Below are 13,060 nucleotides of genomic sequence, written 5' to 3' on the forward strand. Positions count from 1 at the left end.
ACCATCGAGACGGTGCCAAGCCACGCCCCGTGCTAGCATGTCGCGCCTATTTGGAGGACCCATGGCCGAACACGATTTCCGCTACACCCTGATGAACCCACAACACACCTTGACCGAAGTCCGCGCCCTGGCGCCGGGCCGGTACCAGGTGACCGGCAACGGCGGTTCGATCCAGGCCAACGATGTACTGCTGGTCACCCTCAAGGGCAGCAAGGACCTGTCCATGCGCCTGACCGTGGACACCGTCCGCCACCTGCTCAAGCCCATGGGTCAATGGACTGCCATGACCACCGGCCCGGTATTCGGCGAGTTGGCGATCCATACCTGGGAAGTCAATTGCGACCGCTGCGCCAAGGCGTTGAGCTTCGAGTTCGCCGTGGATGCCAAGCTTGGCGTCAAGGCCCAGAAACCGGCCGCCAGTGCGCGCATCGCCGAGTTGGGCTGGACCACCGAAGGTGAAAAACACCTGTGCCCAGCCTGCCGGGCAGCCGTTTGATGAAGCGCCTGGCCCTGTGCATGCTGATCGGCGCCAGCCTGATGGGATGCGTCGCCGAGCCGGTGCAATTGCAGCGCGACCGCAGCTACATCCTGGAATGGATCGGTGAGCGTCCGTTGATGGACTACAGCCACTTGACCATCACCCTGGGCAATGACGGCCGTGCCTACGGCAATGCCGGTTGCAACCACTGGTTCGCGCCCTACACCCTTGAAGGCCACCAACTGAGCTTCGGCAAGGTCGGCAGCACCCGCAAACACTGCGGCCCGGCGGTGATGGAGCAAGAGACGCGCTTTTTGCAGGCCTTGGAAAAGGTCGAGCGCTGGGACGTCTCGCCCCTTGAGCAGATGCGCTTCTGGCCGGCCCAGGGCAAGCCGTTGCGTTGGTGGTTGGAGGAAGGCTGAGGCTGGCGCTCTCCCAGACACCTGTTTGGACCAGGGACATGGCTAACCCTGTGGCGAGGGAGCTTGCTCCCGCTGGGCTGCGAAGCGGCCCCGGATACATCTGTCACGTCGATGCAACAGACAGAACGCAAGGGCCTGCTACGCAGTCCAGCGGGAGCAAGCTCCCTCGCCACAAAAGCTTTCATGTTCACACAGGGGTTATTTGAGCGCCTGCAACGCCTCAAGCTTCGCCATCACCCCCGCCGCCGTCTGTTCCCCCATCAACTGTTCGCGCACCTTGCCGTGGTTGTCGATGATGTACGTCACCGGCAGCCCTTCGCTGCGCGGCAGGTCGAAGATCTCGGCCGGATCGCGGGCCAATACCGTGAAACCAATGCCCATCTTGTCGCTGGCGCTCTTGAGCTCTTCGCCCTGGACCTGATCGAAATTGACCCCGAACACGCCGACATTGCGCCCCTTGAGCTGTTCGGCCAAGGCATTGAATTCGGGGATTTCGGTGCGGCACGGCGCACACCATTCGGCCCAGTAGTTGAGCACCAGCCATTGCTTGTCCAGGCGTTGCGAGGCAATGGCCTGGCCGTTCTGGTCCACCCCGTAGTCGTTGCCGCAACCGCTGAGCAACACCATGCCCATGAGTGTCAGTGCCGCCATCAATCGCCTTGCCATGTGCCAATCCTTGTCTGAATGTGAACGCTGCCGCGACCCATTGTCTCTCTCAAGATGCCGGGCGCCTCGCGGCACAGTAGAATAGCCGCCACCTTACGCAAGATGCGACCTGCTCATGACCGATCTGACGCTTTATCACAACCCGCGCTGCTCCAAATCCCGCGGTGCGCTGGAACTGTTGGAGGCCCGTGGCCTGACCCCCACCGTGGTCCGCTACCTGGAAACCCCACTCGACGCTGCGCAGCTCGAACGCCTGCTGGGCAAACTCGGCATCCCCGCCCGACAGCTGCTGCGCACCGGCGAAGACGAATACAAGGAACTGAACCTGGCCGACGAAAGCCTGAGCCAGGCCCAGTTGATCGCCGCCATCGCCGCCCACCCCAAGCTCATGGAGCGGCCCATCCTTGAAACAGCGCAGAAAGCCGTGATCGGTCGCCCGACGGAGAAGATCCTGGAGATCTTGCCGTGAGCACACCGTACATCCTGGTGTTGTATTACAGCCGCAGTGGCTCGACCAACGAAATGGCCCGGCAGATTGCCCGGGGTATCGAGCAGGCCGGGCTGGAGGCCAGGCTGCGGACGGTGCCGGCGATTTCCGCCGAATGCGAGGCGGTGTCGCCGGACATCCCCGCCCAAGGCCCGCTGTACGCCACCCTCGATGACCTGAAGAACTGCGCTGGCCTGGCCCTGGGCAGCCCGACCCGGTTCGGCAACATGGCCGCGCCGCTCAAGTACTTTCTCGACGGCACCAGCAACCTGTGGCTGACCGGCGCCCTGGTGGGCAAACCGGCCGGGGTGTTCACCTCCACCGCCAGCCTGCACGGCGGCCAGGAAACCACCCTGCTGTCGATGATGCTGCCGCTGTTGCACCACGGCATGCTCATCACCGGCCTGCCCTACAGCGAGTCGGCGCTGATCGACACCCAGGGCGGCGGCACGCCCTACGGCCCGAGCCATCACGCCGGGGCCGACGGTAAAAGCGGCTTGAACGAACATGAAATCGCCCTGTGCCGCGCCTTGGGCTCGCGCCTGGCGAAAACCGCCCAATTGCTGGAGAACGGCCGTGGCTAAGAAGCCGAAAATCCTGCCGCCGATCCAGTGGCTGGAACCTCGGGTACGCATCGCCCGGGTCCTCAGCCTGCTGTGCTTTTTCGGCCTGGCGGGGTTGCTGAGTGCGTACTACCTGCTGATCGCCGACCTGCACGGCGCGCGCCCTTGGGTAATCCTGCTGATCGAGCTGATACCGCTGCTGATCCTCGCGCCGGGCATGATCAGCGGCAGCCCCCGCGGGCATTCGTGGATGTGCTTCGTGGTGAACCTGTATTTCATCAAGGGAGCACTGGCCGCCTATGACCCGAACCGGCAGTGGTTCGGCTTCCTGGAAATGGCGGCGAGCCTGGCAGTGTTCTGCTCGGCGTTGCTGTATGTGCGCTGGCGGTTTCAGTTGAACCGGCGCCTGGCGGGGGAAGGCGAACCTTCCGTCGCCTGATACACCGCTTTCGCGAGCAAGCCCGCTCCCACTGGGAGAATCCAACGTGGGAGCGGGCTTGCTCGCGAAGGAAGCGACGCGGTTTTAATGATTGACGGTATACGCCAGCATCATCGAGATCTGCGACATCGGCCGTCCGCCACTCTCTTCATGCCACTGGTTGAAAGCAGCCTGCATCGTCGCCAGGTCCCGCAGGCTGGTGGGCGCCTTGTCGATGATGCCCTGGGCATTGAGCGCGGCCACCACGTCATAGCTGGCCGTGAAGGTGTCCTTGCCCACCATCCGCAGGAAGCGCGGCGCCGAGTGCCCGCCGAGTTGATGGCCGTGTTTCTTCAGGTAGGTCCACAGGCCGACGATGTCGGTCACCGGCCAGTCGGCGACCAGTGCACCGAAGCTGCCTTTTTCATGGGCCACATCCAGTATCAATTGCGCGTTGCGCGGCACGCTCTTGAGCTTGCCCAGGTGGCGGATGATCCGCGTGTCCTGCATCAGCCGCTCCAGGTGCTCGGCGCTCATCAGCACGACCTTCTCCGGATCGAAATTGAAGAACACCTCTTCGAAGGCCGGCCATTTGGCGTCCACCAGGCTGTGCTTGAGGCCGGCGCGAAACACCCGCAGCGCCAGGGTCGAGAGGTAGCGATCATCGCTGATCTGACGCAGTTGCGCCGGGGTCTTGGGAACGGGCAGATGAGCCTCCAGCTCAGCCGCCGAACCGAAGCGGTTCAGACAGTACTCGTGCAACCACTTGTAATCGCGCATGCCCTCTCCTGGGATGGGAAACAAAAGCGGTGGGGAACGTTAAAGGTTCACCACGTTGACGAACCGAGGCGTGGCGCTTTCATCGATGCGAAGGTTGGTGAAGTCGAACAGGTTGCGGTCGGCCAGTTGCGACGGGACGACATTCTGCAAGCCACGGAAGATACTTTCGGTACGGCCCGGGGTCTTGCGTTCCCATTCCTGGAGCATCTCCTTGACCACCTGGCGTTGCAGGTTTTCCTGGGAGCCGCACAGGTTGCAGGGGATGATCGGGAATTGCTTGAAGTCCGAATAGGCCTGGATGTCTTTTTCGCTGCAATAGGCCAGCGGGCGGATCACCACGTTGCGCCCGTCATCGGCGCGCAACTTGGGCGGCATGGCCTTGAGCGAGCCGTTGTAGAACATGTTCAAGAAGAAGGTCTCGACGATGTCGTCGCGATGGTGACCCAGGGCCATCTTCGTCGCACCGATCTGGTCGGCGAAGGTGTACAGCGTGCCACGGCGCAGGCGCGAGCACAGCGAACAGGTGGTCTTGCCTTCGGGAATCAGCTCCTTGACCACCGAATAGGTGTCTTTCTCGACGATGTGATACTCCACACCCAGCGACTCGAGGTAGGCCGGCAGCACATCCTCGGGGAACCCGGGCTGCTTCTGGTCCATGTTCACCGCCACGATGTCGAACTTGATCGGCGCAACCTTCTGCAGATGCATCAGCACATCGAGTAAGGTGTAGCTGTCCTTGCCGCCGGACAGGCAGACCATGACCTTGTCGCCGTCCTCGATCATGTTGAAATCGGCGACAGCCTCACCGGCCTGGCGGCGCAGGCGCTTTTGCAGTTTGTTCTGGTTGACCGTAAGAGTGCCCATGACGCGAAATCCGTGAGGTGTGACGAAGGGGCGGCATTTTACGCAAAAAATCCCGGATGTGGCACCGCCCCGTGGCCAGAGGATTGTGGGAGCAAAGCTTGCTCGCGAACAGACACCTCGGTTCCTGAAAGACCGCATCGCTTCCATCGCGGGCAAGCCTTGCTCCCACAATGGTCCCGTTACAGGGTGAAATTCCTGACCTAGAAGTGCACACAGACCCATCGGCGATTAGCACCTCCCACTACAGCGCGATTTGCTCTAAGCCCCCCATCCCCCTCGGGGTAACTCCTTCCTATACTGCGACATAAGGTCGCACGCATATCCAGACCTTTACTTACTTGGCCGCTGGCCCGTAGGCGCTCCGTTTGGGGGGCGATGGCACTAACGAAGGAGTGACTGACTATGATCCATCATGTCGTGGGGCTCTTTACCCACCCTGATCAAGAATGGAAAGACATCCGTGGCGATCAGGAGGAAAGCATCAGCCACATGTATCTCACCCATACGTTGATCCTGGCGGCCATTCCGGCCGTGTCGGCGTTCATCGGCACCACGCAGGTGGGATGGGTCATCGGCAATCGACCACCGGTGATGCTCACCCTGGAAAGCGCGCTATGGATGACCATCATGTCGTACCTCGCCATGCTGGGCGGGGTGGCGGTGATGGGTGCCTTCATTCACTGGATGGCCCGCACCTACGATGCCAACCCGAGCCTGGCCCGTTGCGTGGCGTTCGCCACCTACACCGCGACACCGCTGTTCGTCGGCGGCCTGGCGGCGCTTTACCCACACATGTGGCTGGGCATGATCGTCGGTACGGCCGCGATCTGCTACACGGTCTACCTGCTGTATGTAGGCTTGCCGACCTTCATGAACATTCCCCAGGACGAAGGCTTCCTGTTCTCCAGCTCGGTACTCGCCGTCGGCCTGGTGGTGCTCGTCGCCATCATGGCGTTCACGGTGATCGTCTGGGGGCTGGGCGTGGGCCCGATCTATACCAACTGACGCGTTGAGGCACACCCGCTGGCCTGACCAGGGCAACGGGTTGCATCGCACAGGCCGCCGCAAGGCGGCCTTCTTGTCTGCGCGAAGACCGAGGCGACCACTGGGCACCTGGGCGATTCGCAACGGCCGGCGCTTGCGGCATACTCGCGTTTCTGGAGACCCGTAAAGCATGCTCGAACCACTCAATACCCGCGTCGAAGAGTGTTACCAACAAGCCGAATCCTTTTTCAAACGTCCTTTCAAACGCCCGGTGGTCAGCCTCAAGTTGCGCGGCCAGAAGGCTGGCGTCGCGCACCTGCATGAGAACCTGCTGCGCTTCAATCCCCAGTTGTACCGGGAAAACGCCGAAGACTTCCTCAAGCAGACCGTCGCCCACGAAGTCGCGCACCTGATCGCCCATCAACTGTTTGGCGAGCGCATCCAGCCCCATGGCGAAGAGTGGCAATTGATCATGCGCGGCGTGTACGAACTGCCACCCAACCGCTGCCACACCTACGAAATCAAACGCCGCAGCGTAACCCGCTACATCTATAAATGCCCGTGCGACGGCAGCGACTTCCCCTTCTCGGCCCAGCGTCACCGCCTGGTGCATCAGGGGCGGCGGTATTTGTGCCGCAGTTGCCGGCAGACCTTGGTGTTCAGCGGCGAGACGCGGGTGGAATAAGCGTTTGTGGTGCCTGGGCTGGCCTCATAGCGGGCAAGCCTTGCTCCCACACAAGCGCACTCCCCCACAGGAGCAGTGACGGCCTTTGCTGCGCCCCATGAAAAAACCCGCCGAAGCGGGTTTTTTCATTGCGACCTGAAATTACTTCACAGTGCCTGGAGCAGAAGACTCAGCCGCTGCAATCTGCGCCGCCGCGATCTGCTCGTCGTCTTCACGGACGTCGGAGATGCCGCGACCGCCGGAAGCCAGTTCGGCGTGCAGCACGTCCTCATCCAGCTCCTTGACCCACTTGGCAACCACGATGGTGGCAACCGCGTTGCCCACCAGATTGGTCAGGGCGCGGGCTTCGGACATGAAGCGGTCGATACCCAGGATCAGGGCAAGGCCCGCCACTGGCAAGGTGCCCACCGCCGACAGGGTCGCTGCCAGTACGATGAAGCCACTGCCGGTCACGCCAGCCGCGCCTTTGGACGACAGCAGCAGCACCAGCAACAGGGTGATCTGGTGAGTCAGGTCCATTTGGGTGTCGGTGGCCTGGGCGATGAACACCGCCGCCATGGTCAGGTAGATCGAAGTACCGTCGAGGTTGAACGAGTAGCCAGTCGGGATAACCAGGCCAACCACGGATTTCTTGGCACCCAGGCGCTCCATCTTGATCAGCATGCGTGGCAGGGCCGATTCCGACGAGGAAGTGCCCAGCACGATCAGCAGTTCTTCACGGATGTAGCGCACCAGCTTGATCACGCTGAAGCCGTGGGCGCGGCAGATGGCGCCCAGCACCACCAGCACGAACACCACGCAAGTGATGTAGAAGCAGATCATCAGCTGGCCCAGTTGCACCAGCGAACCGACACCGTAGGCGCCGATGGTGAAGGCCATGGCGCCGAACGCACCGAGCGGGGCCAGCTTCATGATCATGTTGATGATGATGAACATCACGTGGGCGAAGCGATCGATGAATTCCAGCACCGGCTTGCCATAGGCACCCAGGCGATGCAGGGCGAAACCGAAGAGCACCGAGAACATCAGCACTTGCAGGATGTCGCCGTTGGCGAAGGCACCGACGATGGTGTTCGGGATCACGTTGAGGATAAAGGCGATGATGCTCTGGTCTTTACCGGCCGAGATGAAACCGGCGATCTTGCTGGTGTCCAGGGTCGACACGTCGATGTGCATGCCGTTGCCCGGCTGGATGACGTTGACCACGACCAGGCCGATCAGCAGGGCAATGGTGGAGACGATTTCGAAGTACAGCAGTGCATAGCCGCCGGTCTTGCCGACCGATTTCATGTTCTGCATGCCGGCGATACCGCTGACCACCGTACAGAAGATGATCGGGGCAATGACCATTTTGATCAACTTGATGAAGCCGTCACCGAACGGTTTGAGGGCCACACCGGTCTGCGGGTAGAAGTGGCCGAGCAAAATGCCGATGGCAATGGCTACGATCACCTGGAAATACAAGGATTTGTACAGGGGCTGACGAGTCGTCATGGCAAACCTTCCTCAAGAGTCCCGCTCGACGACTTCCACCTGTCGTCCACGGCACCTCAACTTTGCGAACCCTCCTGACCGGAGGGATTTGTTTTTGTCGGCTGCACGCTGCAGACCTACGTAACGTATTGCAACGCGCATGCCATTTTTACGAAACGCCCTACATTCGGTATAGCAGACGGGTTGTTGAATTCCACAGAGCGTTAAACGCCTTTATACGGTGGCGGATTTCCGCCCACAGGCCGTTCTCTGTCCCTGGATTTGGCGGATATCCGCCTTGTTCAACCGCCCTGCCCTGCTACCATCGCCCGCTTAACGGACGGATTTTTTGTCATGCGCCAACGCACGATCGCCAGCCACTTCGCCCGCGCCGCCCTGGGTGGCGCGCGTCGGCAAGGCTTCGACTATTTGCCAGTGCTGCAACAGGTGGGCATCAGCCCAGAGCTTTTGGATGAGCCGCGCGCGCGGATTGCGCCAGAGCAGTTCGCCTGCCTGTTGCAGGCGCTGTGGCAGGCCCTGGGAGATGAATACCTGGGGTTCGGCCGGGCGCTGAGTAAACCCGGGACGTTTGCCATGATGTGCCACACGTTGATTCACTGTCGGACCCTGGGCAAGGCCCTTCAACGTGGCGTGCTGTTCTACGACCTGTTCCCCGACGCTCCGGGCCTGACGCTGGAGACCGAAGGCGAGACCGTGCGGCTGGTGCTGGACGAATCCACCCTGCGGGACCCGGACCATTTCTTGAGCGAGAGCCTGCTGGTGACCTGGCATCGCCTTGCCAGCTGGCTGATCGGACGGCGCATCAGCCTGGAACAAGCGACCTTCGGCTACCCCAGGCCCGCCCACGGGGCCGAGTACGACTTGCTGTTCCCTTGCCCGCTGGTGTTCGCGGCCCACCGCAGCAGCCTGTCGTTCCACAGCCGCTACCTGGACATGCCGCTGCTGCAGGATGAACGGACCCTCAAGCATTTCCTCGAACGCTCGCCCGCCGACCTGCTGTCGCGCCCCGATGATGGCCATAGCCTGAGCAGCCAGTTGCGCCACCTGCTCAGCCGCGAAACGGCACGCTGGCCCGACCTGGACACCGTCGCGGCCCATTGGCACATCAGCCCACAGACGCTGCGCCGGCACCTGCGCGAGGAAGGCACCCGCTTCCAAGACCTCAAGGATCAACTGCGGCGGGATATCGCCATCTACCATCTGGGCCGCGCAGACCTGTCGTTACAGCAGATCGCCGAGCACTTGGGATTCTCGGAACCTTCGGCGTTTCACCGGGCGTTCAAGAAGTGGACGGGGGTGACGCCGGGGGCTTATCGGACGCAGGAAAACTAAGGGGAGTCATTCAATCTATGTGGAGCGCCGCCGCCCCCCTGTGGCGAGGGAGCTTGCTCCCGCTGGGACGGTCCGACGCTTCGGGCGGAGCAGCCCCAGAACTTGCGAGCGCTGCGCACTCGAGCGGGAGCAAGCTCCCTCGCCACAGGGGCTCTCCGGAACACCAAGAATATTCAGTCAAACCACCGGAAAAAGTATCCGGAACGCCGCCCCGCCCAGTTCCGAATCCCCCAGGGTCAGCCGGGCGCCGTAGCTGTCGATGATGTCCTTGACCACGGCCAGGCCGATCCCCTGACCCGGATGCTGGCGATCCAGCCGCTCGCCACGCTGCAGAATCCGCGCGCGCTGGTCCGGCGGCACGCCTGGCCCATCGTCCTCGACGCACAACTCCATCCCGGCCAGGGTCTGGTGGACGCTGATGCGCACCTCTCCCAGGCACAACCGATAGGCGTTTTCCAACAGGTTGCCGAGCATTTCCAGCAAAGCACCTTGCTCGATCGGTACCTGGCAATGCTCCGGCAAATCGACATGCACGTTGACCCGTTTGTCGCGATAGACCTTATCGAGGGTGTCGCACAGGCTTTGCAGCACCGGGCGCAAGCGCACTTGATGACGCACCAGCCCGCTCTTGCGCAGGCTGGCGCGCTGCAACTGGTAACCGATCTGCTGGCTCATGCGCTCGATCTGGGTTTGCAACACCCACGCCTGCCCACGCTCCTCGGGCCGCCGGGCCAGGTCTTCGCTCACGCCCTGCAACACCGCCAGCGGGGTCTTCAGGCTGTGGGCCAGGTCATCGAGGGAATCGCGATAGCGGCTGCGCTGTTCCCGTTCGCTGTACAGCAAACGGTTGAGCGAGCCGGTCAGGCGCAACAGCTCCCGGGGGTGTTCGCCACTGAGGCTTTCCCGGGCGCCGCTTTCGATTTCGTCCAGCTCCTGGCTCAGGCGTCGCAAGGCGCGAAGCCCCCAGGTCAAGCCGATCCACAGCAACGCCAGCAACACCACCAATGCCGCGCCAAAGCCCAGGTAGAGTTTTTCCCGCAGCCCTTGAAGGGTCGACTCATAGTCACGCACCGGTTGCAACGTGACGATGCTGAACGCGGCGCTCTGGCCGCCCAGCAGCTTGACCTCGACGTCATAGACGAAGAACTCCTGGCCGTCGTTCTCACGGATGCGCGCGAACTGGTTGCCCTGGCCGTCATAGCGGGGCATGTAGTTGATGCTTTCTTCCTGGGTGGCCTTCGACCGCCAGACCAACCGCCCCTCGCGGTCATAGATGTAGCCCAGCAAACGCGCGTCGGCGAGATTGAAGCGCTCATCGGGCAACTGCGCCGGCATCTTCAAGCGATTGTTCTCCACCCGCGCGGCGGAAATCAGCGTGGTGACGTCCGAGGCCAGGCGTTGCTCGATGGATTCCTGCAACGCCAGGCTGAACGCACCTTGCATGGCCGGCAACAGCGCCACCATGAACAGCGCCGCCAGGGTCATGGCGGCCAGCATCAATCGCAGCCGTAGCGAACGAATCACTGGCAGCGCTCATTGAACAGGTAGCCCAGGCCCCGCACGGTGTCGATCGGTTTGAAGCCGGCCGGGGCTTCCAGCTTGCGGCGCAGGCGCCCGACCAGGACCTCGATGACATTCGGGTCGCGCTCGCCGTCATCGGGGTAAAGCTGTTCCATCAGGCGGTCCTTGGCCACCACCTGCTGGTGATGACGCATCAGGTATTCCAGGATCCGGTATTCGTAGGCGGTCAATGCCAACGGTTGCTCGTCGAGGGACGCCTGTTTGCGGTTGAGGTCCAGCAACAACGGGCCGGCCACGATCGTCGACTGGGTGAAGCCACTGGCGCGACGCAACAAGGCATTGAGCCGGGCCTCCAGCTCTTCGAACTGGAACGGCTTGACCACGTAGTCATCGGCCCCGGCAGCCAGGCCTTCGACCTTGTCCTGCCAATTCCCGCGAGCGGTGAGGATCAGGATCGGGAAGGTCTGGTCCTGGGAGCGCAACCGACGGATCAGCTCCAGCCCGCTGATACCCGGCAGGCCCAGGTCGATCACCGCCAGGTCATGGTTGAACTCGCGGACCTGGTACAAGGCCTCTTCGGCGTTGGCCACCGCCTGCACCACATGGCCGCTGTCGGTGAGACGGGTTTGCAGGTGATGCCGCAGCAGTGCTTCATCTTCGACGACCAGTAATTTCATGGAGCCTCTCCCCAGGCAAATCAGATAATCCGGCGCGGCGCATCCCAAGCAAAGGCGCCGGATCGGTGTGAACCGACCCGGCGGGACACGCGTTCACCCTTGGCCGCTTAGAACGTGTAGTTGGCGGACAAATACGTCTGCGCGCTGCTGGTCAGGTCCAGCGAGCCGACTTTGGCGCCGCCGTGCGGGCTCATCTCGGTGCTGGCGTTGCTGCGCAGGTAACGGTAACCCAGTTCCACCGAGGTGTTCTGCGAAATTTGTTGCAGTACGCCGCCCTGCAAGCCCACCGCGTAGCCGATGTCGCTGTCACGGCTGAAGCCGGGAGAATCCTGGGTCAGCTTGGTCAGGCCCGCCGTACCGCCGCCGAACAACTTGGTGCTGCCGGTGACCGGATAGAACAGATCGTAACTGCCCAGCAGGTTTTCCTGGCGCAGCTTGATACCGTTGTGGGTGCCCGAGACGTTGTCGTAGGTGGCGTAGTAGCGGCCCTGATCGTTCTGCCGGCCCAGCCGAATGCCGTAAGTGGTGTCCTTGCCGATGACGCCATCGGCGTTCGGGTTATTCAGGGCGGTGTCCAAGGCGTCGGATTTCTTCACCTTGTCGCTGGTCTGGCCAAGGGTCAGGCTGGCGAAATTGTCATCGGCGTGGGCCAGGGCGCTGGCGCCCAGCACGGTGAACGCCAGCAGCAGTTTTTTCATCTGAGTCATGGTCAAGCTCCTTTGGAACGTGGGAGGTTCGTGAAGTCGCAGCCACCTTAACCAGCGGTCCCTGAACACCCCTTGAACGTTCTCTGAACCGGCGCTGAATGAATCGGCTAATCTGTGCGGACCATTTTTATAAGGAGATTCGTCATGCGCAGGCTGCTTGCTGTTGTACTTCTGGCCTTGAGTGGTGTGAGCCACGCCGCCATCCAGACCCAGGAGATTCCCTATACCAGCGCCGACGGCACCCGGCTGATGGGCTATTACGCCTATGACGACGCGGTGAAAGGCCCGCGCCCGGGCGTGGTGGTGGTGCATGAATGGTGGGGGTTGAACGACTACGCCAAGCGCCGCGCCCGTGACCTTGCGGGCCTGGGCTACAGCGCCCTGGCCATCGACATGTACGGCGACGGCAAGAACACCGAACACCCTAACGACGCCATGGCCTTCATGCAGGCAGCGCTCAAGGACGGTGCGGCCGCCAGTGCCCGCTTCCAGGCCGGGCTGGACCTCTTGAAGCAACAACCCCAGACCGATCCGGACAAGCTCGCCGCCATCGGCTACTGCTTCGGCGGCAAGGTGGTGCTCGATGCCGCGCGCCAAGGTGTGCCCCTGGCCGGCGTGGTGAGCTTCCACGGCGCGCTGGTGACCAACACTCCAGCGACACCGGGCAGCGTCAAGGCCAAGCTGCTGGTCGAGCATGGCGCCCTGGACAGCATGGTCACCCAGGACAACGTCAGCGCCTTCAAGAGCGAGATGGACAAGGCCGGCGCCGACTATAAATTCGTCAGCCTCGAAGGCGCCAAGCACGGTTTCAGCAACCCCGACGCCGACCGTTTGAGCCACGGCGAACACGGTGGGCCGGACATTGGCTACAACAAGCAAGCCGATGAAAAGTCGTGGGCAGATATGAAAGTGTTCTTCAAGAAAATCTTTGGTTGACGCATAGCCTGTATGGAACGGGTTCCATTGTGGCGAGGGGGTTTTT

16 protein-coding genes are annotated in these 13,060 nt (G+C 62.2%); 9 read left to right on the forward strand and 7 right to left on the reverse strand.

The features are described 5' to 3' along the window. Positions 1-61 precede the first annotated feature (61 nt). Both ACODSJ_RS20555 and ACODSJ_RS20560 read left to right on the forward strand, forming a co-directional pair. Positions 62-496 carry a hypothetical protein gene (locus ACODSJ_RS20555; protein WP_489103478.1) on the forward strand — a complete coding sequence of 145 codons (435 nt, stop codon included), beginning with the start codon at positions 62-64 and terminating at the stop codon, positions 494-496. Then, positions 496-900, forward strand: a complete 405-nt coding sequence (locus ACODSJ_RS20560) for an META domain-containing protein (RefSeq protein ID WP_489103479.1) — start codon at positions 496-498, stop codon at positions 898-900. The genes ACODSJ_RS20555 and ACODSJ_RS20560 overlap by 1 nt, the downstream gene beginning before the upstream one ends. A 198-nt stretch (positions 901-1,098) precedes the next feature. Here ACODSJ_RS20560 and ACODSJ_RS20565 read toward each other — a convergent pair whose 3' ends face one another. Then, entirely contained in the window at positions 1,099-1,566 is a 468-nt protein-coding gene (locus tag ACODSJ_RS20565; RefSeq protein ID WP_489103480.1) for a TlpA family protein disulfide reductase, read from the reverse strand. A 115-nt stretch (positions 1,567-1,681) separates the two neighbouring features. Between ACODSJ_RS20565 and arsC the strand changes: the two genes are divergently transcribed. From arsC to ACODSJ_RS20580, 3 genes are read left to right on the forward strand one after another with little or no spacing between them, the layout of a single operon-like run. Continuing rightward, positions 1,682-2,035, forward strand: a complete 354-nt coding sequence (gene arsC, locus ACODSJ_RS20570; RefSeq protein ID WP_489103481.1) for an arsenate reductase (glutaredoxin) — start codon at positions 1,682-1,684, stop codon at positions 2,033-2,035. Beyond that, positions 2,032-2,637, forward strand: coding sequence for an NAD(P)H:quinone oxidoreductase (gene wrbA, locus ACODSJ_RS20575; protein ID WP_489103482.1), 606 nt, complete (start codon positions 2,032-2,034; stop codon positions 2,635-2,637). Before arsC ends, wrbA begins: the two co-directional genes overlap by 4 nt. Beyond that, on the forward strand, positions 2,630-3,055 hold the full coding sequence (locus tag ACODSJ_RS20580) for a DUF2069 domain-containing protein (protein WP_489103483.1): 426 nt from the start codon (positions 2,630-2,632) through the stop codon (positions 3,053-3,055). Before wrbA ends, ACODSJ_RS20580 begins: the two co-directional genes overlap by 8 nt. Before the next feature lie 84 nt (positions 3,056-3,139). Here ACODSJ_RS20580 and ACODSJ_RS20585 read toward each other — a convergent pair whose 3' ends face one another. Together ACODSJ_RS20585 and ttcA are read right to left on the reverse strand one after the other, a co-directional pair. Next, complete coding sequence (locus ACODSJ_RS20585; RefSeq protein WP_489103484.1) at positions 3,140-3,814, reverse strand: DNA-3-methyladenine glycosylase I; 675 nt, start codon at positions 3,812-3,814, stop codon at positions 3,140-3,142. A 39-nt stretch (positions 3,815-3,853) separates the two neighbouring features. Next, entirely contained in the window at positions 3,854-4,678 is an 825-nt protein-coding gene (ttcA, locus tag ACODSJ_RS20590; RefSeq protein ID WP_489103485.1) for a tRNA 2-thiocytidine(32) synthetase TtcA, read from the reverse strand. 402 nt (positions 4,679-5,080) lie between these two features. Here ttcA and ACODSJ_RS20595 point away from each other — a divergent pair, with 402 nt between their 5' ends. Together ACODSJ_RS20595 and ACODSJ_RS20600 are read left to right on the forward strand one after the other, a co-directional pair. Continuing rightward, positions 5,081-5,683, forward strand: a complete 603-nt coding sequence (locus tag ACODSJ_RS20595) for a Yip1 family protein (protein ID WP_489103486.1) — start codon at positions 5,081-5,083, stop codon at positions 5,681-5,683. Between the two features lie 169 nt (positions 5,684-5,852). Then, on the forward strand, positions 5,853-6,347 hold the full coding sequence (locus ACODSJ_RS20600) for a SprT family zinc-dependent metalloprotease (RefSeq protein ID WP_489103487.1): 495 nt from the start codon (positions 5,853-5,855) through the stop codon (positions 6,345-6,347). Between the two features lie 141 nt (positions 6,348-6,488). On the opposite strand, the gene ACODSJ_RS20605 is transcribed toward ACODSJ_RS20600, so the two are convergent. Beyond that, a complete protein-coding gene (locus tag ACODSJ_RS20605; protein ID WP_489103488.1) occupies positions 6,489-7,841 on the reverse strand; it encodes a dicarboxylate/amino acid:cation symporter in 1,353 nt (450 codons plus the stop codon). 333 nt (positions 7,842-8,174) lie between these two features. Between ACODSJ_RS20605 and ACODSJ_RS20610 the strand changes: the two genes are divergently transcribed. Continuing rightward, on the forward strand, positions 8,175-9,173 hold the full coding sequence (locus ACODSJ_RS20610; RefSeq protein ID WP_489103489.1) for an AraC family transcriptional regulator: 999 nt from the start codon (positions 8,175-8,177) through the stop codon (positions 9,171-9,173). A gap of 177 nt (positions 9,174-9,350) precedes the next feature. Here ACODSJ_RS20610 and ACODSJ_RS20615 read toward each other — a convergent pair whose 3' ends face one another. From ACODSJ_RS20615 to ACODSJ_RS20625, 3 genes are all read right to left on the reverse strand, one after another. Next, positions 9,351-10,697, reverse strand: a complete 1,347-nt coding sequence (locus ACODSJ_RS20615; protein WP_489103490.1) for an ATP-binding protein — start codon at positions 10,695-10,697, stop codon at positions 9,351-9,353. Further along, positions 10,694-11,371: a response regulator gene (locus tag ACODSJ_RS20620; RefSeq protein ID WP_489103491.1), complete on the reverse strand. Its 678-nt coding sequence runs from the start codon at positions 11,369-11,371 to the stop codon at positions 10,694-10,696. The genes ACODSJ_RS20615 and ACODSJ_RS20620 overlap by 4 nt, the downstream gene beginning before the upstream one ends. A 107-nt stretch (positions 11,372-11,478) precedes the next feature. Beyond that, the gene (locus ACODSJ_RS20625; RefSeq protein ID WP_489103492.1) at positions 11,479-12,078 is read right to left on the reverse strand and encodes a hypothetical protein; all 600 of its coding nucleotides are present in this window, start codon (positions 12,076-12,078) and stop codon (positions 11,479-11,481) included. Positions 12,079-12,222: 144 nt separating this feature from the next. Between ACODSJ_RS20625 and ACODSJ_RS20630 the strand changes: the two genes are divergently transcribed. Further along, positions 12,223-13,014 (forward strand): dienelactone hydrolase family protein, encoded by a 792-nt coding sequence (locus ACODSJ_RS20630; RefSeq protein ID WP_489103493.1) that lies wholly within the window; start codon positions 12,223-12,225, stop codon positions 13,012-13,014. Positions 13,015-13,060: the final 46 nt, after the last annotated feature.

This window comes from Pseudomonas sp. FG6, from assembly GCF_057809015.1.

Excerpts from the sequence above, each read along its gene's own strand:
- ACODSJ_RS20555 (WP_489103478.1), top strand. The coding sequence starts at position 62 with ATGGCCGAACACGATTTCCGCTACACCCTGATGAACCCACAACACACC.
- ACODSJ_RS20560 (WP_489103479.1), top strand. The coding sequence starts at position 496 with ATGAAGCGCCTGGCCCTGTGCATGCTGATCGGCGCCAGCCTGATGGGA.
- ACODSJ_RS20565 (WP_489103480.1), bottom strand. The coding sequence starts at position 1,566 with ATGGCAAGGCGATTGATGGCGGCACTGACACTCATGGGCATGGTGTTG.
- arsC (WP_489103481.1), top strand. The coding sequence starts at position 1,682 with ATGACCGATCTGACGCTTTATCACAACCCGCGCTGCTCCAAATCCCGC.
- ACODSJ_RS20585 (WP_489103484.1), bottom strand. The coding sequence starts at position 3,814 with ATGCGCGATTACAAGTGGTTGCACGAGTACTGTCTGAACCGCTTCGGT.
- ttcA (WP_489103485.1), bottom strand. The coding sequence starts at position 4,678 with ATGGGCACTCTTACGGTCAACCAGAACAAACTGCAAAAGCGCCTGCGC.
- ACODSJ_RS20595 (WP_489103486.1), top strand. The coding sequence starts at position 5,081 with ATGATCCATCATGTCGTGGGGCTCTTTACCCACCCTGATCAAGAATGG.
- ACODSJ_RS20600 (WP_489103487.1), top strand. The coding sequence starts at position 5,853 with ATGCTCGAACCACTCAATACCCGCGTCGAAGAGTGTTACCAACAAGCC.
- ACODSJ_RS20605 (WP_489103488.1), bottom strand. The coding sequence starts at position 7,841 with ATGACGACTCGTCAGCCCCTGTACAAATCCTTGTATTTCCAGGTGATC.
- ACODSJ_RS20610 (WP_489103489.1), top strand. The coding sequence starts at position 8,175 with ATGCGCCAACGCACGATCGCCAGCCACTTCGCCCGCGCCGCCCTGGGT.
- ACODSJ_RS20620 (WP_489103491.1), bottom strand. The coding sequence starts at position 11,371 with ATGAAATTACTGGTCGTCGAAGATGAAGCACTGCTGCGGCATCACCTG.
- ACODSJ_RS20625 (WP_489103492.1), bottom strand. The coding sequence starts at position 12,078 with ATGACTCAGATGAAAAAACTGCTGCTGGCGTTCACCGTGCTGGGCGCC.
- ACODSJ_RS20630 (WP_489103493.1), top strand. The coding sequence starts at position 12,223 with ATGCGCAGGCTGCTTGCTGTTGTACTTCTGGCCTTGAGTGGTGTGAGC.